This window comes from Erwinia sp. QL-Z3, from assembly GCF_004551645.1.
Taxonomy (GTDB): Bacteria; Pseudomonadota; Gammaproteobacteria; order Enterobacterales; family Enterobacteriaceae; genus Erwinia; species Erwinia billingiae.
In genome coordinates this window covers 947,158-970,194 of sequence record NZ_CP037950.1, presented here as the reverse complement: position 1 = coordinate 970,194, position 23,037 = coordinate 947,158, and the positions used below count along the sequence as shown (strand labels likewise).

The window sequence follows — 23,037 nt, the reverse complement described above, 5'->3', positions numbered from 1 at the left end:
AAATATGTGCTTTTAAGGTAACGAAAATCGCGGCATAACTGAACAATCTTCAGTTGAGGGGGCAAAAAAATGGCAGGTGTAAGTCGCAGGGGATTTGCAAAAATGCTGGCGGGTGCGGTGATGTTACCGGCTCTGGCGCCGTTACTTTCGCAGCGTGCATTGGCGGCCGATAAAAGCATTAAGATCGCGTTGTTATTACCCGGCTCCGTCGCCGATGGCGGCTGGAGCATGCTCGCTTATCAGGGATTACAGGCCCTGAAGAAAGAGGGCTTCACCGTTGCCTGGAGCGAAAGCGTGCCGCAGGCGCAGATGGAACAGACCATCCGCGGTTATGCCGACGACGGCTATTCGCTGATTATCGGACACAGCTTTGAATACGGCTCGGCCTTTGCTGAAATCGGCCCTGATTATCCGGACACCTATTTCTTTGCGTCGACCTTCAAGCCAGACAGCAAAGCACCTGCCAACGTTGAGTACGTCAATCTGGCCTACCTGCAGTCGGCTTATGCTGCCGGCGCGCTGGCGGCGCTGATTTCCGATAAGGGCAAGGCGGTGGGCTTTGTCGGCGGCGGGGATAACCCGACGCAGCAGGCGATGATGCGGGCGTTTATTGCCGGCGCTGAGAAAACGCGTCCGGGAGTAAAAGGCCTGGGCGTGGTAACCGGCGATTATGACAATGCGGCCAAAGGTCGGGAAGCGGCCACCACCCTGATCGGCAACGGTGCGGATGTGATCTGGCATACCGCCGATGTGACCGGCTTAGGGGCGCTGCAAGGCGCGGCGGCGGCGAAGGTCAAGGCCATCGGCTGTTATGCCGATCAGAAGGACGTGGCCCCGGCGTATATCGCCTGCAGCCTGAAGCAGAACCTTGACTGGATGGTGGAAGAAGTCGGCCACTCGGTCGCCAGTAAACGCTTTATGGGCGGCAAAGAGTGGTCGCCAACGGTCGCCAAAGCCTGGTCGGTGGTGTACGGCAGCGAGCCATACAACAGCAAGCTGGTCAGCGCTGAGGCCTGGCAGACGTTTACCGCCATCTGGCAGCAGCTGGATAACGGCAGCATCGTTCCTAACGTGTGAGCAAAGGATTTTTGATATGGCATCAACTCCGTCAGTCCGTGTCGCGCTCAATAAGATCACCAAGCGTTTTGCGCGCGTCACGGCCAATGACTGTGTGACGATGCAGGTGGCTTCCGGGGAAATTCATGCGCTGCTCGGTGAGAACGGCGCCGGGAAAAGTACCCTGATGCAGATCCTCTATGGCCTGTATCAGCCCGATGAAGGCGAGATCGTTATCGAAGGTAAGCCGGTGACGTTGCGCGATCCGGGTGATGCCATTGCCTGTGGCATCGGCATGGTCCATCAGGAATTTATGCTGGTGCAGCCGATGACCGTGGTGGAAAACGTGATCCTCGGACTGAAAGAGACCCGCAGCGGTCGGCTGGATTTACGCACGGCGGCGGCGCGTTTGCAGACCTTGTCGGATCGTCATGGTCTGGCGGTCGATCCCTGGGCGAAGGTGCAGCATCTGCCGATTGGCGTGCAGCAGCGGGTTGAAATCCTCAAGCTGCTGTATCGCGATGCCCAGGTGTTGATCCTCGATGAACCCACCGCGGTGCTGACACCGCAGGAAAAAGAAGGGCTGTTTGCCACGCTGAAATCACTGCGTGCCGAAGGGCGCTCGGTAATCATTGTGACGCACAAACTGTATGAAATTATGGCGATAGCCGATCGCGTCTCGGTGATGCGCGGCGGCAAGATGATCGATACCGTGGCGGTCAGCGAGACGTCGGAAACCGATCTTGCCCGGCGCATGGTGGGACGAGATGTGGTGCTGAGGGTGAATAAATCGCCCTGTCGGCCGGGAAAAGAGGTGCTGCACGTCGACAATATCGCGGTGCGGGACGAATCCGGTCAGCAAAAAATCTGGCGAGCCTCGCTGAAGGTGGCCGCCGGTGAAATTTTAGGCATTGCCGGTGTCGACGGTAATGGGCAGTCCGAACTGGCTGAAGCGTTACTGAATCTGCGCGAAGTGGAAGCCGGGCGCATCTGGCTGGGAGGCGAAGATATCACCGGGCTGTCTCCTGCCGGGCGACGCGCGAAGGGCATGGGTTTTATCCCCGCCGATCGTCGGGGCGTCGGATCGGTGACCTCGCTGTCGATTGCGGATAACGCCATGTTAGGCGCGCAGCAAACCTTTACCCATGCTCGCGGCTGGCTGCTCGACCGCAAGAAAATTGCGCGGCACGCACGGGCGATCGTCAATCATTTCAAGGTCCGCACCCCGGATACCGACTTCGAAGCCGGAAAACTGTCCGGCGGCAATCTGCAAAAACTGATCCTCGGTCGCGAAGTGGCCCGTAAACCGCAGTTACTGGTGGTGGAACAGCCGACGCGAGGGCTGGACGTCGGCGCGGTGGAAGCGGTCTGGCAGGCGCTGCTGGCCGCACGCGACAGCGGCTGCGCTATCGTGATGATTTCGGCCGAGCTGGAAGAGATCCTCAACCTGTCTGACCGGGTGGGGGTGATGTACAGCGGGCAAATCGCCGGGATCCTCGATGCCTCAGACGCCACGGCCGAAAAGCTCGGCGAACTGATGGCCGGTGGCAAACCTGTTTCAGGAGCCGACAATGACCAGGCTGCTTGAAAAACGACTGGCACCCGCCGACTCCTCAACCGCCATTGCCATCACCACCTCCGGCGCCATGCTGGTGGCCTTTTTCCTCGCCGGACTGCTGTTTATCCCTTTCGGCGGCAATCCACTCAGCGCCTATGGCTTTTTATTCAGCGAAGCGTTCGGCTCGGTGCGTGGCATCGGGCAGACGCTGGTGCAGGCCACACCGTTGATCCTGATTGCGCTCGGGACGATTGTGATCTGGCGCGCGGGCCTGGGCTACATCGGCTTTGAAGGCTGCTTTTTAGTGGGCGCCGCGGCGGCGAGTTGGGTGGCGTTAGCCGGCACGCCGCAGGGCTTGCCGTGGAGTTTGCCGGACTGGGCTTACTGGCCCGCCGTTATCGTGGCGGCTTTTGTCGCCGGTTCGCTGTGGGCCGGCTGGGTGGGATATCTGCGGGTACGGTTTGGCGGCAACGATGTGCTGATCTCGCTGATGGCTAACTATGTCGCCATTTTCCTGATCCAGTATCTGGTCTCCGGGCCGATGCGGGCGATGGGCGATCTGCCGCAAACGCCGCGTCTGCCGAGAGAGAGCTGGTTGCCGTTTATTATGGACGGTATGCGGGCGCACTGGGGATTAGGCATCGCGCTTATCGCCACGCTGTACGTCTGGTGGCTGATCCGGGCGACGCCGGCGGGCTTTGAAATCATTGTCAGCGGACTCAATCCCAAAGCCGCGCGATACAGCGGCATTGATGTTGCCAGCCGTCAAATGAAGGCGGTGCTGTTGGGCGGTGGACTGGCCGCACTGGCGGGACTGTGTGCGGTGTTGGGTGTTCAGCATCGTCTGATGGAAGGCTTATCGGGCGGCGTGGGATTTATCGGCGTGGTGGTAGCGTTACTCGCCAGGCTTAATCCGTTGCTGGTGATCCCAACCGCCATTTTGTATGGCGGGCTTGAGGTTGGCGGCAGCGCGATGCAACGCCAGACGGGCTTGCCCACCTCGGTGGTGCTGATCCTGCAAAGCCTGGTGGTTATCCTAATCCTCGCGGGCGATATCCTGCGCTATTACCGTCTGCGCTGGCCTGCTCGTTCGCCGCACTCTTCTCTGACGGAGGAGAAGTCATGACTGCACTGATGCATATCGATACGGCGTTTATTGTCACCTGGCTGGCGGCAGCGGTGCGCCTGGCCGGCCCGGTATTGCTGGCAGCCCTCGGCGAAATCTATGCTGAGCGCTCGGGCGTGCTGAATATTGGCCTTGAAGGCACCATTTTGATGGGGGCGCTGGCCAGCTATATGACCGCCGTCTACAGCGGTTCTACCGCGCTGGGCTTTATCGCCGGCGGCGTGGCCGGATTGGTGGTAGGGGTGTTGCTGGCCGCGCTCTATTTACGGGCGCATGCCAGCCAGATCGTCATTGGCATCGTCTTTAACATCCTCGCCGGCGGCGTGGCAACCTGGACCTACTCGCTGGTGATGGGCGACAGCTCTTCGCCAACCATCGCCATGCTTAACGCCATCCATATTCCCGGTCTTTCCACGCTGCCGGGCATCGGGCCGGTGCTGTTCTCCCAGCCTCTGCCGCTGTATCTCACCTTATTGTTAGTCGGCATTGCGCACTATGGCCTGTTCCATACCCGGTTCGGCCTTTCGCTGCGTGCCGTCGGGGAAAACCCTCGGGCGGCGCATGCCGCGGGCCTCAACGTGCTGCGCATTCGCACCTGGGGCGTACTGCTCTCGTGTCTGGGCGCGGGCCTGGCGGGGAGCTATCTGGTCACCGCGCAGATTGGTCTGTTCCGCGACAATATTGTCAGCGGCCAGGGATTTATCGCGTTGGCCATCGTCATATTTGGCCGCTGGAGCCCGGTTAAAGCGCTGATTGCCGCCTGTATTTTTGGTGCGGCGGATGCGCTGCAACTGTCGCTTCAGCTGTTTGAAAGCAGCCTGCCGCCGCAGGTGCTGCTGGCGCTGCCTTATCTGTTGACCATCCTCGCCATGTCGGGCGTCGTTGGACGCACGGTGCAGCCTGCGGCGTTAACTCAACCCTATCGCAAGGAGTAATGGATGAAAAATTTCCGCCTGACTAACCCCGCGGAGGCTCAGGTCTTCCGCATCAGCCCGAAAGACACCAACTACTTTGCGGTGCTGTTCGACCAGCAGCAGGACGGGATTGAAAACATCTTCGTGGTGGAGATTTTTACCGTCGGCGGCGCAACGCCACCCAATGAACATGCCCATGCTCACGAGTTCTTCTACGTGCTGGAAGGTGAGGGCGTGGCGAGCTGCAATGGCGATGAGGTGACCATCGGTAAGGGCGATGCGCTGCTGCTGCATCCGGGTAATGAACATCTGATCCGCAATACCGGCAGCGGCAAGCTCTACACCCTGACCGTGATGACACCGAACGAAGGGTTTGCGGAACTGATCCGCAGCGGCCAGCCGATGGCGCTGGATGAAGAAGATTTGCGTGTATTAAGCGGGAGTTAATATGTCAGGACTGAATCCCCTGGGAAGTGCGGCGCACAACCAATGGCGCGTGTCGGCCAGCGAGGTCAACATGGTGCGGCCACCGGTTTCCTGCCATCCGGTTAGCCTGCTCAGCCGTGGCAGAGAAATCACCTTCGATTTGCAGCGCACCGCGCTGCTGGTGATTGATATGCAGAATGACTTTTGTCATCCCGAGGGTTGGCTGGGGCACATTGGCGTCGATGTGACGCCGGCGCGTGCGCCGATTGCACCGCTGCAATCCCTGTTGCCATCGCTGCGTGAAGCGGGTGTGCCGGTGGTCTGGCTTAACTGGGGAAACCGGCCCGACAAGCTCAATCTCAGCCCGGCGTTACTGCACGTCTATAACGGCGACGGCGCAAGCGTGGGGCTGGGCGATCCGCTGCCGGTATCGGGTGAACCGGTATTGCAGGAAGGAAGCTGGGCCGCCGAGGTCATCGATGAGTTAACGCCGGCAGTGGATGACATCCGCATCAGTAAATATCGCATGTCCGGCTTTAAGGACACCGTGTTGGACAGCGTGCTGCGCAATATGGGCATCACCACGCTGCTGTTTGCCGGCGTGAATGCCGATCAATGCGTGCTCTGTACGCTGCAGGACGCCAATTTTCACGGCTACGACTGCCTGCTGTTGGAAGACTGCAGCGCGACCACGTCCCCGGCGTATTGCCTGGATGCCACGCTGTACAACGTGCAGCAATGTTTCGGTTTCGTCGTCAGTTCAGCCGAACTGCTGCCGCAGCTTTAAGGGGGCCTCTTGTCTTATATTCTTGCTGATGGCTGGATCATCACGATGAATCCCGACCGGGATATCTACCAGCAGGCCAGCCTGTTAATCAGCGGCGATCGCATTGCCGCCATCGGCTCGCGGGAAACGCTGCAGGCGGCGAACCCGGAAGCCGAGATCATTGATTGCCGTGACAGCATCATTATGCCCGGCATGGTGAACACCCATACGCATCTGTTCCAGACGCTGCTGAAGGGGCTGGGCGATGATATGGTGCTGAAAAAGTGGTTCACCTGCATGACCGGGCCGAGCGCCGTGGCGCTGACCGAAGAGGATGTTTTCGCCGCCGCGCTGCATGGCTGCGTGGAGTCCATCCGCTCGGGCGTGACCTCGCTGGTGGATTTTATGTATGCGCATCCACGGCCAGGCCTGACCGCCAAAGTGATTGAAGCCTTTGAGCTCAGCGGCATTCGTGGCCACGTCTGTAGGGGATTCCTCACCACCGGTGAAGAGCACGGCATTCCTGCCGAATTGATTGAAACCCCCGAAGCGGCGCTGGCCGATGCCCGCCAGGTGCTCCACCGCTATCACCGTGCGGATGGGCGGGTCAAAGTCGGGTTGGCACCGAGTATGATTTGGGCGCTGGATGAGAAAGTCCTGCGCGGCACGCGGGCGCTGGCCAATGAAACCGGCGTGCTGATCACCACCCATGTGGCGGAAACCGACTTTGAGATTGCCCAGGCGCAGCTGCGTTTTCAGAGCAGCGATACGGAATTCCTCAGCGACATCGGCTTTCTCGGGCCGGATGTGCTGGCCGTCCATTGCGTGCAGTGCAGTTCGCGGGATATCCGCGCGCTGAAGTATCACGATGTGCGGATTTCGCATAACCCATGCAGCAATCTCTATCTGGCGTCCGGCATTCCGCCAATCCCGGAGATGCTGGCCGCCGGTCTGACCGTCGGGCTGGGTTCCGATGGCCCGGCCAGCAGTAACAACCACAGTTTGTTCCAGGCAATGAAAACCGCCGCGCTGATGCAGAAGGGCGTCCATCGCGATCCAACCATTATCACCGCTGAAAAAGTGCTGGAGATGGCGACCATTGACGGCGCGCGCGCCATCGGGCTGGACCATCTGGTGGGATCGCTTGAAGTGGGGAAAAAAGCCGATGTGATTGTTATCGGAACCGATCATCCGGCGATGACGCCGATCCATCATCCGGTTTCCGCGCTGGTGTACTCCGCGCTCGGACACGAAGTTACCGATGTGTTTATCGAGGGTGAAGCGGTGATGCGAGCCGGAAACCTGACGCGGGTCAATCAGCGTGACGTTCTGCTTCGTTCCCGCCTGGCCGCCGCGTCACTGGCTGCCAGAACCGGCAACGATCGACCCCGGCCATGGCGGTCTGCCGCGTTCTAACCGGTCACGGAACCCCGTGGCATAATATTGACCGTCTCGTGCAGTTCAGACCACACCAGCACCGCTTCGCCGCTGCTTAACTGGCGGCGAACATCCTTCACTTTTTGTTCCAGCGAGCGTTCCTGCTCACCGTAGTCGGTGCCTTCACGCAGGACAAAAGATTCAATCAGGTTATCGAGGGTTTCAGCGTCGAGCTCTTTCCAGGGAATAATCACGTTAGTTGTCCAGCCAGGTTGAAAGCCATTGAGGAATGCGTTGCTCAAGCCACATTTGCGGGTTACGTAAGGTGCCGCAGACAAATCCTACATGGCCGCCATGTTCGGTCAGTTGGTAGGTCACTGAAGCAGGGAGCAGATCGGCCGCGGGGATCACCTCGCGGGTCATAAAGGGATCGTCTTTGGCGTGAATGATCAGCAGCGGTTTCGCCACGCCAGGCAATCGCGGCATCGCGCTGCAGCGGCGATAATAATCGGTCGCATCCTGAAAACCGTGCGCCCGGGCAGTAATGGCATCATCAAAATCCCGCAGTTTTTTCAGCGCCCGGAGTTCAGTCAGATCGATGGGCAAGGTGCCGGGCCAGGCAAGCAGTTTGCGTTCAGCGTTTTGCTTCAGCAGGTTTAGCAGATAGCGCTGATAAACGCGGGAAAATCCCTGCTCCAGTTTCTGGCTGCAGGGTTCCAGCATCAGCGGGGCCGATACCACCACCGCCGCATCCAGCAGGCAGTTATTGCCCTGCTCGCCCAACAGGCAGGCCAGCATATTCCCGCCCAGCGAAAACCCAACCGCCGCGGTGGGAACCTGACCCCACTCTTCACGCAGCCAGTTAAGGAAGAAGGTGGCATCGCTGGTTTCGCCAGAGTGGTAAATCCGGTTAAGGCGATTCGGCTCGCCGCTGCAGCCACGAAAATGCATCACCACACCCAGCCAGCCTCGCGCTTTACAGCTTTCCAGCAGCCCGTGGGCATAGGGACTGTGAAAGCTGCCTTCCAGACCGTGGAACAGCACCATCCGCGGTTTGTGTCTGGCACCCGCAGGGTCTTCACTCCACGCCAGATCGACAAAATCCGTGTCCGGCAACGTCAGGCGCTGCCAGTGAGGTTTTAAGGTAATCCGACGGCGAACCAGGCGCGGCAGAAGCGTTTGCAGGTGCGCATTGCTCATGCCGGTTAAGGGCTGAAAAGAGGCGGCTGCTGAGTGATTAAAATTCATGTTCAAAATGCTTGTAGGATCTCTGTCACATTGCTAGCTTCGACAAGTTCGTTTCTGGTCAGGGGGTGAGGAGCACCCGTTTCATATGGAACTGAGTTTGTTTTTATCGATGTTAGGCTTTTTATGGGTCGCTGCCATCACGCCAGGCCCTAATAATATGTTACTCACCGCCTCCGGCGCCAACTTTGGTTTTCTGCGCTCGCTGTGGTTGCTGATTGGCATCATGATCGGCATGCAGGTGATGCTGCTGATGGTGGCCTTTGGCATTGGTGGACTGATCCTGCTCTATCCTTCGCTGCATCTGGTGCTGAAAATTGGCGGCAGTGCCTATCTGCTGTGGCTGGCCTGGAAAATCGCCAGCGCGAAGTACGAGAAACTGGACACCGAAACGGCACCCGCCGCGCCGATGCCGTTCTGGCAAGGCGGCCTGCTGCAGCTGATTAACCCGAAAGCCTGGCTGATGGCGCTGGGCGCGGTGGCCAGCTTTAGCCTCGCCGGTGAAGCCTACCGCGGTTCGGTGCTCGCCATCAGCGCCGGGATGGCGTTAGTGAATGTGGTTTCCGGCGTGATCTGGCTGGGATTCGGCTCGCTGATTGGCCGTATCCTGCGCAGCCGTCGCGCGTGGACGATATTCAATGTCTTTATGGGGATCCTGACCGCGGCCTGCGTGCTGCTGATCTGGCATTAATTCCCCGCCCGGCAACATGAACCACCGGCAGGTATGGTGCTCTCAGGGGGCACTTTCTCTGCCGGTGTTTTTTTTATGGGCTAAACCCGGATTCTGACTAAGAAACCCCGCATTTGATCTAAGGACAAAAGGTTATAACAGATAATTTCTAATTACTTTCTTGCGATGGTCACTGTCGGTTACAAAGGCGTTATTCAAACAATAACGTGCGGCGGAAGACATCATGGCAGGAAAATTCACTCTTACTCTTATTGCAGCATCACTCGGATTGTCGGCGCTTAGCGCCCAGGCGGTGGATGTCACTGTAGCCTATCAAACGTCTGCCGAACCGGCGAAAGTCGCTCAGGCCGACAACACCTTTGCCAAAGAGAGCGGGGCGAAAGTCGACTGGCGTAAATTCGACAGCGGCGCGAGCGTGGTGCGTGCGCTGGCTTCCGGCGATGTGCAGATTGGTAACATCGGCTCAAGCCCTCTGGCCGTAGCCGCCAGCCAGCAGGTACCGATCGAAGTCTTCCTGCTGGCCTCTCAGCTGGGTAACTCTGAAGCGATGGTGGTGAAAAACACCATCAAAACCCCGAAAGATTTGATCGGCAAACGCATCGCCGTACCGTTTATCTCCACCACCCATTACAGCCTGCTGTCCGCGCTGAAGCATTGGGGCATCCGTCCCGATCAGCTGCAAATTATCAACCTGCAACCTCCCGCCATTATTGCTGCCTGGCAGCGTGGCGACATCGATGGCGCCTACGTCTGGGCACCTGCGGTTAACGAACTGGAAAAAACCGGCAAGGTGCTGACCGATTCCGATCAGGTCGGGAAATGGGGATCGCCAACGCTGGATGTCTGGGTGGTGCGTAAAGATTTTGCGCAGAAACACCCGGAAGTGGTCACCGCCTTTGCCCGCAGCGCGCTCGCGGCACAGAAAGGCTATCTCGATAATCCCGAGCAGTGGCTGAAAGAAGGCGACAACCTGAGCAAACTGTCCCGTCTGAGCGGCGTGCCGGAACAACAGGTTCCCGGTCTGGTGAAAGGCAATACCTATCTCACCGCCCAGCAGCAGGTTGAACAACTCGGGAAGCCGGTCGATAAGGCGATTGTCGATACCGCTAAATTCCTGAAAGAGCAGGGCAAGGTGCCGCAGGCGGCCACCGATTACAGCGATTACGTTACCGATCGCTTCGTTAAACCTCTCGCGACGCAATAAGGAGTTCCCATGCTGACGGTCTCGCATCTTACGGCTCGCTATGAAGGGCATCTCGCACTGCAGGATATCAACCTGTCGATTGATTCTGGTGAGCTGCTGGTGGTGCTGGGACCTTCAGGCTGTGGCAAAACCACGCTGCTGAATCTGATTGCCGGTTTTCTCCCTGCCGAATCCGGCAGCATTATGCTGGATGGCAAGGCGGTCACCGGGCCGGGCGCTGAACGCGGCGTGGTGTTTCAACATGAAGGGCTGCTTCCGTGGCGCAACGTGCTGGATAACGTCGCTTTTGGCCTGCAGCTGGCCGGCGTCGAGAAAAACGCTCGCCGCGAGGTGGCTCGCCAGATGCTGAAGAAGGTTGGGCTGGAAGGCGCTGAAAAACGCTTTATCTGGCAGCTGTCCGGCGGCATGCGCCAGCGGGTGGGCATTGCCCGGGCGCTGACCGCCGACCCGCAGCTGTTGCTGCTGGATGAACCTTTCGGCGCGCTTGACGCCTTCACCCGCGAGCAGATGCAGGAACTGCTGCTGACCTTGTGGAAGGAGAGCGGCAAGAAGATCCTGCTGATCACTCACGATATCGAAGAAGCGGTGTTTCTTGCCAGTGAGCTGATCCTGCTGTCGCCCGGACCGGGAAGGGTGATTGAACGACTGCCTCTCGACTTTGGCCGTCGTTATATCGCTGGCGAGTCCTGCCGATCCATCAAGTCCGATCCGGCGTTTATTGAGCGCAGAGAATACGTTTTAGGCCAGGTCTTCCAGCAACGCGAGGTGTTTTCATGAGCCTGTTATCCACCGAAAAAACCGTGCCACGCCGCGTGCGACTGCGTTGGCCCTTTGGCCGCCAGATCACGCTGAGTGCGGCGACCTTGCTGGTGATCCTCGCGATTTGGTGGGGCGTCACGGCGCTGAAACTGATTGCGCCGCTGTTTCTGCCTGCGCCGCAGCAGGTGTTCCATCAGCTGCTGACCATTGCCAGTTCCCAGGGGTTTATGGATGCCACGCTCTGGCAGCATCTGGCCGCCAGTCTGACCCGCATCCTGATCGCGCTGTTTGCCGCGGTGATTATCGGCGTGCCGGTTGGCATTCTGATGGGATTGAGTGCAACCGCACGCGGCATTCTCGATCCGCTGATCGAACTTTATCGTCCGGTTCCGCCTCTGGCCTATCTGCCGCTGATGGTGATCTGGTTTGGCATTGGCGAGACCTCCAAAATCCTGCTGATCTACCTGGCCATTTTTGCCCCGGTGGCGATGTCAGCCCTGGCTGGGGTGAAAAGCGCCCAGCAGGTACGCATCCGCGCGGCCCAGTCGCTGGGCGGCAACCGCTGGCAGGTGCTGTGGTTTGTGATTTTGCCTGGCGCACTGCCTGAAATCCTCACCGGTCTGCGCATTGGTTTGGGCGTGGGCTGGTCGACGCTGGTGGCCGCTGAGCTGATCGCCGCCACGCGTGGACTGGGCTTTATGGTGCAGTCCGCCGGAGAATTTTTAGCGACCGATGTGGTGCTGGCCGGCATTGTCGTCATCGCCCTGATCGCTTTCACCCTTGAGCTGGGGCTGCGCGCGCTTCAGCGCCGCTTAACCCCGTGGCACGGAGTACACTCATGAACGAACGTCTGACGATTACCGCGCTGGGCCCGAATATCGGCGCTCAGGTTTCCGACATCAACCTCAGCCGTCCGCTGAGCGATGCGCAATTCGAACAGCTTTATCATGCACTGATCCGCCATCAGGTCTTATTCTTCCGCGATCAGCCGGTCACGCCTCAGCAGCAGCGTGCGCTGGCCACCCGCTTTGGCGACCTGCATATCCCCCCGGTTTATCCTCACGCGCCGGGTGTGGAAGAGATTATCGTGCTGGATACCCATGACAATAATCCGCCGGACAACGATAACTGGCACACCGATGTGACCTTTATTGCCACGCCGCCGGCTGGCGCGATCCTCGCGGCCAAACAGCTGCCGGAAACGGGTGGCGATACGCTGTGGACCAGCGGCATTGCCGCGTATGAGGCGCTGTCTGAACCCTTTAAGGTGCTGCTGAGCGGATTACAGGCCGAGCATGACTTTACCAAGTCATTTCAGGAGTTTAAGCATCGTGGCAGTGAAGAGGAGCATGCGCGCTGGAAGCTGGCGGTCGAGAAGAACCCGCCGTTGCTGCATCCGGTGATCCGCACCCATCCGGTCAGCGGCAAGCCGGCGTTATTCGTCAACGAAGGCTTTACCACGCGCATTGTGGATGTCAGCCAGAAGGAGAGCGATGCGCTGCTGAACTTCCTGTTTGCCCATGTCACCAAACCGGAGTTTCAGGTCCGCTGGCGCTGGCAGGAGAACGATATTGCTATCTGGGATAACCGGGTCACGCAGCATTATGCTAACGCCGACTATCTGCCGCAGCGCAGGATCATGCATCGTGCCACCATCCTGGGTGACAAGCCTTTTTACCGCGCTGAACGCTGAGGGCTGTGAATTAGTCAGCGGCCATCAGGTTGCGCGAGAAGTTGCGGACATCGGCGCCGACTTTCAGGCGATAGAGTTTCGCTTTTCGCGCACCGGTGGCCACGCTTTCGCCGGTTTCTTCGAACATCTCAGAAGCCTCAAACCGGCGGATAAGGCTTTTGCGCTGCACCGTTTGGCCAAGGATCGTTTCGGTGACATCCTGAAGCTGAGTCAACGTAAAAGCCGCGGGCAGGCAGTACACCGGCAGCAAGGAATAGAGCGTCTTCTGCCGTAATCGCTGCAAAGCGGCGGCAATAATCTGCTGATGGTCAAAGGCAATATCTGACCTCGACGCCAGCTCTGCCACTGGCTGCCACTGCACATCACTGATGGCATCACTTTCCGACTGGCAATTCTCTGCCGCGATCAACGCATACCAGGCCGATGTCAGGCTCCAGCCGCGCGGATCCCTGTCGGGGCCCGAAAAGGTTTCTAATTGCTCCAGCCAGGGCGGAATCACGCCCGTTTTCTCCTGCAACTTCCTCATTGCTGTGGCTCTGGTTGAGTCATCACGCGTTAAATCTATAAACCCACCCGGTAACCCCCAAAAACCTTGCTGCGGATGGTTGGCACGCTGCACCAGCAACACACAGAGTCGTTGGTCAAAGAGAGTAAACAGGACGCTGTCGACGGTGACAATGGGCGTGGGATAGCGGCTGGGATCATAGCCGGCCAGATACTGCTGTTCTGCTGTCATGGGATTGCCTGCGAAGAAGTGTCACAAAGACACATTATCAGTCTGCTGCGCGTCATTCAAATACCACTGCGTAAAGGATGTTTTAATCTGCATTAAATCAGATGGTTAGGTGTTTATTACCCGAAATGGAAATCAAACGCTTGCTTAATAGTGTCTCATGGACAATTATATAAATGTCTCTAGGACATTAATCATAACTGAAAGGAGTCTGACAATGATGAAACTCTCATTAACCCTCGATGAACAGGAAACGGCATTCGATACCGGCCGCTTTCCTGATGGTGCGGTCTGGGCTCACCTGCTTCCGCCACTGCGTTCACAGGCAAACGTGCTGACGCTGCGGGCGACAGCCATGCAGAGCATGGACGATCTGATGCTTGTGGCGCAGTTACTGGATGCTGCTCGCCAACGCTACACCCTGACGTTAACGACCCTCGAACTGCCCTGGCTGCCTTATGCCCGTCAGGATCGCAACATGCGTGATGGCGACAGTTTCGCGTTGAAGGTCTTTGCTGGTTTCATCAATCAGTTGGGCTTTGACCGGGTGAAAGTGCTGGACCCGCACAGTGATGTGGCTGCAGGTGTCCTCGATCGCATGATGGCTATCCCACAACATCGTTGCCTGCAACACAGTCGCAGTCTGATGAGCAAACTGGAACAGGGAATGATGCTGATAGCGCCGGACGCTGGCGCGCTGAAAAAAATTCATGCGCTGGCTCAGCATGTCGGGGCCAGCGACTTTGGCATCCTGGCCAAGCACAGAGATATCACCAGCGGCAGGTTAAGTGGATTTGAACTGCTGAAAGGCGAGGTTTCGGGACGCGATGTGCTGATCGCCGATGACCTGTGTGATGCTGGCGGCACCTTTATCGGTTCGGCCGCCATCCTGCGCGAGGCGGGAGCCCGCTCGGTCAGCCTGTATGTCACTCATGGCCTGTTTACTAAAGGGGTTGATCATCTGCTGTGTCAGGGCATTGACCATATCTGGACCACCACTTCCATTGCCGATCCGGCCATTGCGCAGCCGCACGTCGAGCTGATTAATAGCGATGCAATATTCCACCGCGAAGGAGATAACCATGCAAACTAATCCGATTCTGGCCATTGATGGTTACAAGACCTCGCACCGTGAGCAATACCCGCTGGGCACCAACAAGGTCTATTCCAACTTCACGCCGCGCGGAAACCGCTTCTTCCATTCAACGCTGGCCGACGACCGTCTGGTGTTCTTTGGCCTGCAGGGTTTTCTGCAGTGGTTCATGGTCGATCTGTTCAACGACAAGTTTTTCGCCCAGCCAGAAGAGGTGGTGGTGGATGAGTATCAACAGCTGATGGACAGCTACCTTGGAAAAGGCAGCGTCAGCGTTGATCATATTCGTGCGTTGCACCGCTTAGGCTATCTGCCGCTGGAGATCAAAAGTCTGGATGAAGGCAGCAAAGTGCCGATGAAAATTCCGGTGCTGACCATCACCAACACGGTTGATGAATTTTTCTGGCTGGTCAATTACCTGGAAAGCGTGATGTCGGCGGAGTTATGGAAATCGTCCACCAATGCCACCGTCGCCAGCCATTACCGACAGATTTGCCAACTGTGGGCGGACCGGACCTGTGACGATAACAGCCATATCGATTTTCAGTGCCACGACTTCTCCTTCCGGGGAATGTCAGGCTTGCATGATGCCGCACAGGCGGGTGTCGGGCATCTGCTGAGCTTTACCGGCACCGACAGTTTGCCTTCCATTCTGTATGCCCGCCGTTACTACACGCCGGCCAAAGATTACTTTATCGCCGGCAGCATTCCGGCCACCGAGCACAGCGTGATGTGCATGGGAGAAGAGCAGGGCGAAATCGCCACCTTCCGCCGACTGATTACCGAGCTTTACCCGCAGGGATTTGTCTCTGTGGTGTCGGATACCTGGGATTACTGGAAAGTGCTGACCGAATACAGCCGCGAGCTGCGGCCGGAGATTATGGCGCGTGAGGGGCGTCTGGTGTTTCGCCCGGACAGCGGTAACCCGGTGGAAATCTTATGTGGAACGGGTGATGATCAGGCGACGGATCCCGCGCGAACCGCCCAGCAAAAAGGCTCTGTTGAAGTGTTATGGGAAATCTTTGGCGGTACGGTGAACAGCAAGGGCTACAAAGTGCTGGATCCGCATGTGGGGCTGATTTATGGCGACTCGATTACCCTGGAACGCGCGAATGAGATCCTCAGCCGTCTGGAAGCCAAAGGCTTTGCCAGCAGTAACGTGGTGTTTGGGGTCGGCTCTTACACCTACCAGTACAACACCCGGGACACCTTCGGCTTTGCGATGAAAGCGACTTACGGCGAAGTGAATGGCGTTGGGCGTGAAATCTTTAAGCAGCCTAAAACCGACAGCGGCATGAAGAATTCAGCGCGTGGCTTGTTGCGGGTCGATCGGAATGCCGCCGGGGAATTAACGCTTAAAGATGGGCAAAACTGGGCGCAGGAGCGCGGCGGGGAACTGAAAACGCGTTTTCTCAATGGCAAGCTATTGAATACTGAGGATCTTGCGACGCTGCGTCAGCGTCTGGCCGCACAGTAAATCAGGAAAGCGTCAGAGGTGCGCATTTCACGCGCCTCTGACGTGTGGCATCAGGAGGCCATCAGGGTTTCCAACTGCTCCTGCGCATCCAGCCATTCCATCTCACACTCTTCCAGCGCCGATTTTGCCGTAGCCTGCTGTTGTAGCGCTAACGTGAGATCGGCTTTGCGGCTCTGATCGTAGATGTCGCCATCGGCCAGTTTGGCTTCCGCCTCTGACAGTTGCGTGTTCAGCTTTTCCATCTGCTTTTCCAGCTTCTCGATCTGCTTACGCAGCGGCTGAGTCTGGGTGCGCAGTTCCGCTTCACGCCGTTTCTGGTCTTTACGATTTTGCGCGCTGTTGGCGCTGTCCTGCTTCGGCTCTGACGCCGAGGTCTGCTTTTGCAGATCGCTCAGCCACTGCTGGTAATCTTCCAGATCGCCATCAAACGGCTCGACCTGACCATCGTGAACCAGGTAGAGATCGTCGGTGGTGGAGCGCAGCAGGTGACGGTCGTGCGAAACGACGACCAGTGCGCCTTCGAAATCAATCAGCGCTTCGGTCAGGGCCTGACGCATATCCAGATCCAGGTGGTTGGTCGGTTCATCAAGCAGCAGCAGGTTAGGGCGCTGCCAGACAATCAGTGCCAGCACCAGCCGCGCTTTTTCACCGCCGGAGAAGCGTTCGGTGTTTTCAGTGACTTTATCGCCCTGGAAACCAAAGCTGCCCAGATAATCCCGCAGCTGCTGTTCCAACACTTTTGGCGCCAGACGCACCATATGCTGCAGCGGAGATTCATCTGCCCGTAAGAATTCCAGTTGATGCTGGGCGAAGTAACCAAGCTTGATGCCTTTTGCCAGGCCGATATCGCCCTTTAACGGCGCCAGATCGCCGGCCAGCATCTTAATCAACGTGGATTTACCGGCCCCGTTGCGGCCGAGCAGCCCAATGCGGGAGCCAGGAACCAGGTTCAGCTTGATGGAATTCAGGATGATTTTATCACCGTAACCGGCGGTGACTTTTTCCATCTTCAGCAACGGGTTAGGCAGGCTTTCCGGCTCGCGGAAGCTGAAGGTGAACGGGTTATCAACGTGAGCAGGCGCGATCATCTCCATGCGCTCGAGCATTTTGATGCGGCTTTGTGCCTGCTTGGCTTTGCTGGCTTTGGCCTTAAAGCGGTCGATAAAGCTTTGCAGATGCGCCACTTTTTGCTGCTGATTTTCAAACATCGACTGCTGCTGCGACAGCTTGGTGGCGCGCTGAATTTCGAACGAGCTGTAGTTGCCGGTGTATTCGTTCATCGACTGGTTTTCGATATGCAGAATTTTGTCGACCACCGGATCGAGGAAGTCGCGGTCATGCGAAATCAATACCAGCGTGCCCTGATAGCTGTTCAGCCAGCGCTCCAGCCAGATCACTGCATCAAGATCGAGGTGGTTTGTCGGTTCATCGAGTAACAGCAGGTCAGAGCGACAAATCAGCGCCTGCGCCAGGTTAAGACGCATGCGCCAGCCGCCGGAGAAATCGCTTACCGGGCGTTGCAGCTGTTCCTGAGAAAAGCCCAAACCGTTAAGCAGGCTGGCGGCGCGAGGCTGTATTGTCCAGGCCTGAATCGCATCCAGCTTACCGTGCAGCGTGGCGATGGCGTGGCCGTCGTTGATCTCATTGGCATGTGCCAGTTCAGCTTCCAGCTGACGGAATTCGCGATCGCCATCGATCACGTATTCAATCGCCGGAACGGAAAGGGCCGGGGTTTCCTGATTGACCCAGGCCAGCGACCAGGTGCCGGGAAAGCTAAAGCTCCCTGCATCGGCGCTTATCTCGTTTTTGAGCAGCGACAGCAGCGTGGATTTACCGCAGCCGTTTTTTCCCACCAGGCCCACTTTCTGCCCGGGGTTAATCGTGGCTGTGGCATTGTCCAGCAGTACGCGGACACCGCGTCGAATTTGTAACGATGAGAAGACAATCATAAGCGCCGTAATAGTCAGGATATGTTAAATTAAACCATCAATTTTTTCGGAATCTTGAATTCCGTTGCGTCGAGCATGGTAGCGGAATTTCCCCGCCGTGACGATGATTTGGAGGGGAATGATGTCGCAGCCACCTAAAGTTTTGCTGCTTTATGCACACCCGGAATCACAAGACTCGATAGCCAATCGGGTTTTGCTGCAACCGGCCTATGATTTGCCGCACGTGACCGTTCACGATCTCTACGCGCACTATCCTGATTTCTTTATCGATATTCACTACGAACAGCAGTTGTTGCGCGAGCACGACATCATCGTTTTCCAGCATCCTCTTTATACGTACAGCTGCCCGGCGCTGCTGAAAGAGTGGCTCGATCGTGTGCTGTCACGCGGGTTTGCCAGCGGTCCCGGCGGCAACGTGTTGGAAGGCAAATACTGGCGCAGTGTGATCACCACCGGTGAGCCTGAAGCGGCTTACCATCAGGAAGGGCTGAACCGCTATCCGATGTCAGACATTATGCGTCCGTTCGAGCTGACGGCGCAGATGTGCCGGATGCACTGGCTAACGCCGATGATCATCTACTGGGCCCGTCGCCAGACCCCGGACGTGATGAAGAATTTTTCGCGAGCGTACAGTGACTGGCTCGCTTCCCCTTTGCCTTATGGAGGTATTTGAATGGAAGGACAAACTCTCCTGACGGCAGGCGTGGTCTATTTATTTGCTGCGGTTATCGCTGTGCCGATTGCGGCCCGTTTAGGCATTGGCGCGGTTCTGGGCTATCTGCTGGCGGGTATTGCCATCGGCCCGTGGGGGCTTGGTTTTATCAGCGATGTGGACGAGATCCTTCACTTCTCCGAGCTGGGCGTGGTGTTCCTGATGTTTATCATCGGTCTGGAACTGAAGCCCTCAAAGCTATGGGAGCTGCGTCGGTCTATCTTCGGCGTCGGCGCGGCGCAGGTTATCTTCAGTGCGGCCATTTTGGGCGGGCTGCTGCTGCTAACGGATTTCTCCTGGCAGGCCGCGACCATCGGCGGCATTGGCCTGGCGATGTCCTCGACGGCGATGGCGCTGCAGTTAATGCGCGATAAGGGCATGAACCGTAACGAGTCCGGTCAGCTGGGCTTTTCGGTGCTGCTGTTCCAGGATTTGGCAGTGATCCCGGCGCTGGCGCTGGTGCCGTTACTGGCCGGCGGTGACAGCGGCCACACCGACTGGATGAAGGTTGGCATGAAGGTGCTGGCCTTTGCCGGCATGCTGATTGGGGGTCGCTATCTGCTGAAGCCGATCTTCCGCTTTATCGCCGCTTCCGGCGTGCGTGAAGTCTTTACCGCAGCGGCGTTGCTGCTGGTGCTGGGTTCGGCGCTGTTTATGGATGCGCTGGGGCTTTCGATGGCGCTCGGAACCTTCATCGCCGGGATCCTGCTGGCGGAAAGTGAATACCGCCATGAGCTTGAAATCGCCATCGATCCCTTCAAAGGGTTGCTGCTGGGCCTGTTCTTTATCTCGGTCGGCATGGCGCTGAATCTGGGCGTGCTTTATACCCATATCACCGAAATCCTGATTGGCGTGGTGGCACTGGTTTCCATCAAAGCCGGCGTGCTCTATCTGCTTTCCCGCATCTTTGGCCTGCGCAGTTCAGAACGCCTGCAATTTTCCGGCGTGCTGAGCCAGGGCGGTGAGTTTGCCTTTGTGCTGTTCTCCGCTGCCTCCTCGGCGAAGCTTTTCACCGGCGATCAGATGCCGCTGCTGCTGGTTACCGTCACCCTGTCGATGATGACCACGCCGTTGCTAATGCAGGGCGGGGATAAGATTCTGGAAAGACGCTTTAACGAAGTGGATGAGACCGCCGAGAAACCGTTCGTTGAGGATGATAAGCCACAGGTGATCGTGGTGGGCTTCGGGCGTTTTGGTCAGGTTGTCGCCCGCCTGCTGATGGCCAACGAGAAACGCATTACCGTGCTGGAGCGCGATATCAGTGCGGTTAGCCTGATGCGAAAATACGGTTACAAAGTATACTATGGGGATGCGACCGAGCTGGAGCTGCTGCGTGCCGCTGGCGCAGAAACCGCCCAGTCTATCGTGATTACCTGTAACGGCCCGGAAGATGCGATGGAGATTGTGCATCTCTGCCAGCATCACTTCCCGCACCTGCAGATCCTCGCAAGGGCGAGGGGACGTGTGGAGGCGCACGAGCTGATTCAGGCTGGCGTAACGCAGTTCTCGCGTGAGACCTTCTCCAGTGCGCTGGAGTTAGGACGCAAGGCACTGATGACGCTGGGCATGCATCCTCATCAGGCGTTTCGCGCCCAGCAACATTTTCGCCGGTTAGATATGCGAATGCTGCGTGAACTGATGCCAAATCATGCTGACAGCCAGCAAATTTCCCGGGTAAAAGAGGCGCGTCGTGAGCTGGAAGATATTTTTCAGGCTGAGATGCAGCATGAAAAACGCCAGTTTGATGGCTGGGACGAATTTGAATAGGATCGATTATGCGTAAAAGATTTATTGCAGGTGCCACCTGCCCAAAATGCAAGGCTCAGGACACGCTTGCGCTGTGGCAGGAGAATAATATCGATGTGGTTGAGTGTGTTAAGTGCGGCCACCAGATGCGTGAAGCCGACAAACAGGCGCAGGAACAGGTCAGAACCAATGAGCAAGTGATTGGAATTTTCCATCCTGAGTAGCGTTATGCCTCAGCTTTTTTTAAGCTGTAACACACAGCGGCATTGAAATTCGTTACAATCGGCGCAATTTAGAGTCTTTCGCGTTGGCAAACAGGTCAACAAACTAAGGACTCAACGTTCTCAACGGTTAGGAGTAATCATGAAAGTAGCTAAAGACCTGGTGGTCAGCCTGGCATACCAGGTACGTACAGAAGACGGCGTGTTGGTCGATGAGTCCCCGGTGAGCGCACCGCTGGATTACCTGCACGGTCATGGTTCCCTGATCTCAGGTCTGGAAAAAGCCCTGGAAGAGCATCAGGCGGGTGATAAGTTCGAAGTGAACATCGCTGCCGACGACGCTTACGGTCAGTATGACGACAACCTGGTACAGCGCGTACCGAAAGACGTGTTTATGGGCGTTGATGAACTGCAGGTTGGCATGCGCTTCCTGGCAGAAACCGATCAGGGTCCTGTTCCGGTAGAAATCACCGAAGTTGAAGACGAGCACGTTGTGGTTGACGGTAACCATATGCTGGCCGGTCAGAACCTGAACTTCAACGTTGAAGTGGTTGCGGTTCGTGAAGCGACGCCGGAAGAACTGGCCCATGGCCACGTTCACGGTGAGCACGGTCATGACCACGATCACGACCATGACCATGATCACGACCATGGTAAAGGCGGTTGTGGTACTGGCGGCTGTGGCTGCCACTAAGTGCCCGACACGAAAAAAGGAGCCCACGGGCTCCTTTTTTTATGCGCTGAACCGGCCGTTAGTAGTGCGGCGGCGGGGCTTCTTCAGACTGTGACGCGATCATCGAAGGAGCCGCTGATTTTAGCTTATCGGTCAGCAGGCGCATTTGCTCACGCAAACGGGCCATCTCCAGTTCATGATGAATCACCGTTTGGTTAAGCTCTTCCAGGGTATGTTCCTGAAAGGCCAGTCGGCTCTCCAGCATCTCCATCCGCTCTTCAAACAATGATTGTTGCATACGTATTCCTCTTGTTGCTGCACTGGCCGGTATACTGGCCGAATGGCGTGATTCTAACGGCAAAGCCTGGCTTGAAATAGGGATTTTGCGGTTAATTTCGCTCCAGCGGTTGAAAAAGTTCTTTCGCGTCTGCATCTCTGTGGTGAAACTTTCGCAGGGGACTGCGGTCGGAAGTTAACTTAGTTTTCATTGCGAGATTGTGTAGCTTCCTCGCAGACAGTTATAGTGCAGGCCCTGGCCTGTAAACGATTTCCGAGGTGAGAGCCTTCGGTTTTGGAGAAATGGATGAAATCACTGTTTAAAGTCACACTGTTAGCCACCACCATGGCCGTTGCGCTGAATGCGCCACTGGCCATGGCTGCCGAAACTACTCCGGCAGCAGCACCGGCTGAACAGGCACCACAGCAGGCACCGAAGAATGCAGCCTTCAAGAATGACGACCAGCAGTCCGCTTATGCGCTGGGTGCGTCATTGGGTCGCTACATGGAGAACTCACTGAAAGAGCAAGAGAAACTGGGCATCAAACTGGATAAAGATCAGCTGATCTCCGGTGTTCAGGACGCTTTTGCGGGTAAGAGCAAACTCTCAGACCAGGAAATCGAGCAGACGCTGCAGTCATTTGAAGGCCGCGTGAAAGGCGCCGCTCAGGCCAAGATGGAAAAAGACGCAAAAGAGAACACCGCGAAAGGTGAGGCTTATGCCACCAAGTTCGCGAAAGAAAAAGGCGTGAAGAAAACCGAGTCTGGCCTGCTTTACCAGGTTGAGAAAGAAGGTACCGGCGACGCACCGAAAGACAGCGACACTGTGGTAGTGAACTACAAAGGTACGCTGATTGACGGTACTGAATTCGATAACTCCTACACCCGCGGTGAGCCACTGTCATTCCGTCTGGATGGCGTTATCCCAGGCTGGACTGAAGGTCTGAAGCACGTGAAGAAAGGCGGTAAGATTAAGCTGGTGATCCCACCACAGCTGGCTTACGGCAAAAACGGCGTTCCGGGTATCCCGGCTAACTCCACGCTGGTGTTCGATGTTGAGCTGCTTGACATCAAACCTGCTGCCAAAGCGGATGCTAATGCTCCGAGCCCAGCAGAAGCCCCAGCCGCCACGCAGGCGAAGTAACACCTCTCACCGCCACACATTGTGTGGCGGTGTGCTTTCCCCGCTGTAAAATCCCTCTTGTTGTTGCGTTCCCCGGCATTTCATGACAAAGGTCAGGACAGGCGTTTCTGATATTTGATAGACTGTGCCTCACGCATTTTCTTCAGAATGAGTCTGCCCTTGCGCCGTGCGACAGGCTCTCTTAAAGGGTGGTGTCTA

24 protein-coding genes are annotated in these 23,037 nt (G+C 57.2%); 19 read left to right on the top strand and 5 right to left on the bottom strand.

Features of this window, described 5'->3' with window-relative positions; genetic code table 11:
- The first annotated feature begins 69 nt into the window (after window positions 1-69).
- From E2F51_RS05180 to E2F51_RS05150, 7 genes are read left to right on the top strand one after another with little or no spacing between them, the layout of a single operon-like run.
- Window positions 70-1,077 carry a BMP family protein gene (locus E2F51_RS05180; RefSeq protein WP_134822897.1) on the top strand — a complete coding sequence of 336 codons (1,008 nt, stop codon included), beginning with the start codon at window positions 70-72 and terminating at the stop codon, window positions 1,075-1,077.
- A gap of 16 nt (window positions 1,078-1,093) precedes the next feature.
- Window positions 1,094-2,644: an ABC transporter ATP-binding protein gene (locus E2F51_RS05175; RefSeq protein WP_134822896.1), complete on the top strand. Its 1,551-nt coding sequence runs from the start codon at window positions 1,094-1,096 to the stop codon at window positions 2,642-2,644.
- The gene (locus tag E2F51_RS05170; protein WP_134822895.1) at window positions 2,628-3,740 is read left to right on the top strand and encodes an ABC transporter permease; all 1,113 of its coding nucleotides are present in this window, start codon (window positions 2,628-2,630) and stop codon (window positions 3,738-3,740) included. Before E2F51_RS05175 ends, E2F51_RS05170 begins: the two co-directional genes overlap by 17 nt.
- The gene (locus tag E2F51_RS05165; protein ID WP_013204167.1) at window positions 3,737-4,675 is read left to right on the top strand and encodes an ABC transporter permease; all 939 of its coding nucleotides are present in this window, start codon (window positions 3,737-3,739) and stop codon (window positions 4,673-4,675) included. Before E2F51_RS05170 ends, E2F51_RS05165 begins: the two co-directional genes overlap by 4 nt.
- Before the next feature lie 3 nt (window positions 4,676-4,678).
- On the top strand, window positions 4,679-5,101 hold the full coding sequence (locus E2F51_RS05160; protein ID WP_053141563.1) for a cupin domain-containing protein: 423 nt from the start codon (window positions 4,679-4,681) through the stop codon (window positions 5,099-5,101).
- A 1-nt stretch (window position 5,102) separates the two neighbouring features.
- Window positions 5,103-5,867, top strand: a complete 765-nt coding sequence (locus tag E2F51_RS05155) for a cysteine hydrolase family protein (RefSeq protein ID WP_013204165.1) — start codon at window positions 5,103-5,105, stop codon at window positions 5,865-5,867.
- 9 nt (window positions 5,868-5,876) lie between these two features.
- Window positions 5,877-7,262, top strand: coding sequence for an amidohydrolase family protein (locus tag E2F51_RS05150; RefSeq protein ID WP_134822894.1), 1,386 nt, complete (start codon window positions 5,877-5,879; stop codon window positions 7,260-7,262).
- Here the strand turns inward: E2F51_RS05150 and E2F51_RS05145 are convergent.
- Together E2F51_RS05145 and E2F51_RS05140 are read right to left on the bottom strand one after the other, a co-directional pair.
- On the bottom strand, window positions 7,259-7,477 hold the full coding sequence (locus tag E2F51_RS05145) for a YheU family protein (RefSeq protein WP_013204163.1): 219 nt from the start codon (window positions 7,475-7,477) through the stop codon (window positions 7,259-7,261). The genes E2F51_RS05150 and E2F51_RS05145 overlap by 4 nt on opposite strands.
- Window position 7,478: 1 nt before the next feature.
- Complete coding sequence (locus tag E2F51_RS05140; protein WP_134822893.1) at window positions 7,479-8,471, bottom strand: hydrolase; 993 nt, start codon at window positions 8,469-8,471, stop codon at window positions 7,479-7,481.
- Window positions 8,472-8,556: 85 nt separating this feature from the next.
- On the opposite strand from E2F51_RS05140, the gene E2F51_RS05135 reads away from it, so the two are divergent.
- The 5 genes from E2F51_RS05135 to tauD all read left to right on the top strand — a co-directional run bounded on the left by E2F51_RS05135 (window position 8,557) and on the right by tauD (window position 12,815).
- Window positions 8,557-9,159, top strand: a complete 603-nt coding sequence (locus E2F51_RS05135) for a LysE family translocator (protein WP_013204161.1) — start codon at window positions 8,557-8,559, stop codon at window positions 9,157-9,159.
- Window positions 9,160-9,382: 223 nt separating this feature from the next.
- The gene (gene tauA / locus E2F51_RS05130) at window positions 9,383-10,363 is read left to right on the top strand and encodes a taurine ABC transporter substrate-binding protein (protein WP_013204160.1); all 981 of its coding nucleotides are present in this window, start codon (window positions 9,383-9,385) and stop codon (window positions 10,361-10,363) included.
- A 9-nt stretch (window positions 10,364-10,372) separates the two neighbouring features.
- The gene (gene tauB / locus E2F51_RS05125; protein WP_013204159.1) at window positions 10,373-11,140 is read left to right on the top strand and encodes a taurine ABC transporter ATP-binding subunit; all 768 of its coding nucleotides are present in this window, start codon (window positions 10,373-10,375) and stop codon (window positions 11,138-11,140) included.
- Entirely contained in the window at window positions 11,137-11,964 is an 828-nt protein-coding gene (gene tauC / locus E2F51_RS05120; RefSeq protein WP_134822892.1) for a taurine ABC transporter permease TauC, read from the top strand. Before tauB ends, tauC begins: the two co-directional genes overlap by 4 nt.
- Complete coding sequence (gene tauD, locus E2F51_RS05115) at window positions 11,961-12,815, top strand: taurine dioxygenase (protein ID WP_134822891.1); 855 nt, start codon at window positions 11,961-11,963, stop codon at window positions 12,813-12,815. Before tauC ends, tauD begins: the two co-directional genes overlap by 4 nt.
- Before the next feature lie 10 nt (window positions 12,816-12,825).
- Here tauD and E2F51_RS05110 read toward each other — a convergent pair whose 3' ends face one another.
- Window positions 12,826-13,551, bottom strand: a complete 726-nt coding sequence (locus E2F51_RS05110) for an NUDIX domain-containing protein (RefSeq protein WP_134822890.1) — start codon at window positions 13,549-13,551, stop codon at window positions 12,826-12,828.
- A 214-nt stretch (window positions 13,552-13,765) separates the two neighbouring features.
- On the opposite strand from E2F51_RS05110, the gene prs reads away from it, so the two are divergent.
- Both prs and E2F51_RS05100 read left to right on the top strand, forming a co-directional pair.
- Window positions 13,766-14,641 (top strand): ribose-phosphate diphosphokinase, encoded by an 876-nt coding sequence (prs, locus tag E2F51_RS05105; protein WP_134822889.1) that lies wholly within the window; start codon window positions 13,766-13,768, stop codon window positions 14,639-14,641.
- The gene (locus E2F51_RS05100) at window positions 14,631-16,118 is read left to right on the top strand and encodes a nicotinate phosphoribosyltransferase (protein ID WP_134822888.1); all 1,488 of its coding nucleotides are present in this window, start codon (window positions 14,631-14,633) and stop codon (window positions 16,116-16,118) included. Before prs ends, E2F51_RS05100 begins: the two co-directional genes overlap by 11 nt.
- Before the next feature lie 50 nt (window positions 16,119-16,168).
- Here the strand turns inward: E2F51_RS05100 and E2F51_RS05095 are convergent, their stop codons facing one another.
- Window positions 16,169-18,067, bottom strand: coding sequence for an ABC transporter ATP-binding protein (locus tag E2F51_RS05095; RefSeq protein ID WP_013204152.1), 1,899 nt, complete (start codon window positions 18,065-18,067; stop codon window positions 16,169-16,171).
- A gap of 121 nt (window positions 18,068-18,188) precedes the next feature.
- Here E2F51_RS05095 and kefG point away from each other — a divergent pair, with 121 nt between their 5' ends.
- The 4 genes from kefG (at window position 18,189) to slyD (ending at window position 21,440) form a co-directional block, all read left to right on the top strand.
- Window positions 18,189-18,740, top strand: a complete 552-nt coding sequence (gene kefG, locus E2F51_RS05090; RefSeq protein ID WP_013204151.1) for a glutathione-regulated potassium-efflux system ancillary protein KefG — start codon at window positions 18,189-18,191, stop codon at window positions 18,738-18,740.
- A complete protein-coding gene (gene kefB / locus E2F51_RS05085) occupies window positions 18,741-20,546 on the top strand; it encodes a glutathione-regulated potassium-efflux system protein KefB (protein ID WP_134822887.1) in 1,806 nt (601 codons plus the stop codon).
- A gap of 8 nt (window positions 20,547-20,554) precedes the next feature.
- Window positions 20,555-20,749 (top strand): YheV family putative zinc ribbon protein, encoded by a 195-nt coding sequence (locus E2F51_RS05080; protein WP_013204149.1) that lies wholly within the window; start codon window positions 20,555-20,557, stop codon window positions 20,747-20,749.
- A 139-nt stretch (window positions 20,750-20,888) separates the two neighbouring features.
- The gene (gene slyD / locus E2F51_RS05075) at window positions 20,889-21,440 is read left to right on the top strand and encodes a peptidylprolyl isomerase (RefSeq protein ID WP_013204148.1); all 552 of its coding nucleotides are present in this window, start codon (window positions 20,889-20,891) and stop codon (window positions 21,438-21,440) included.
- A 58-nt stretch (window positions 21,441-21,498) separates the two neighbouring features.
- On the opposite strand, the gene E2F51_RS05070 is transcribed toward slyD, so the two are convergent.
- On the bottom strand, window positions 21,499-21,717 hold the full coding sequence (locus tag E2F51_RS05070; protein ID WP_013204147.1) for a SlyX family protein: 219 nt from the start codon (window positions 21,715-21,717) through the stop codon (window positions 21,499-21,501).
- A gap of 285 nt (window positions 21,718-22,002) precedes the next feature.
- Here E2F51_RS05070 and fkpA point away from each other — a divergent pair, with 285 nt between their 5' ends.
- Entirely contained in the window at window positions 22,003-22,839 is an 837-nt protein-coding gene (fkpA, locus tag E2F51_RS05065) for an FKBP-type peptidyl-prolyl cis-trans isomerase (protein ID WP_013204146.1), read from the top strand.
- The last annotated feature ends 198 nt before the right edge of the window (window positions 22,840-23,037 follow it).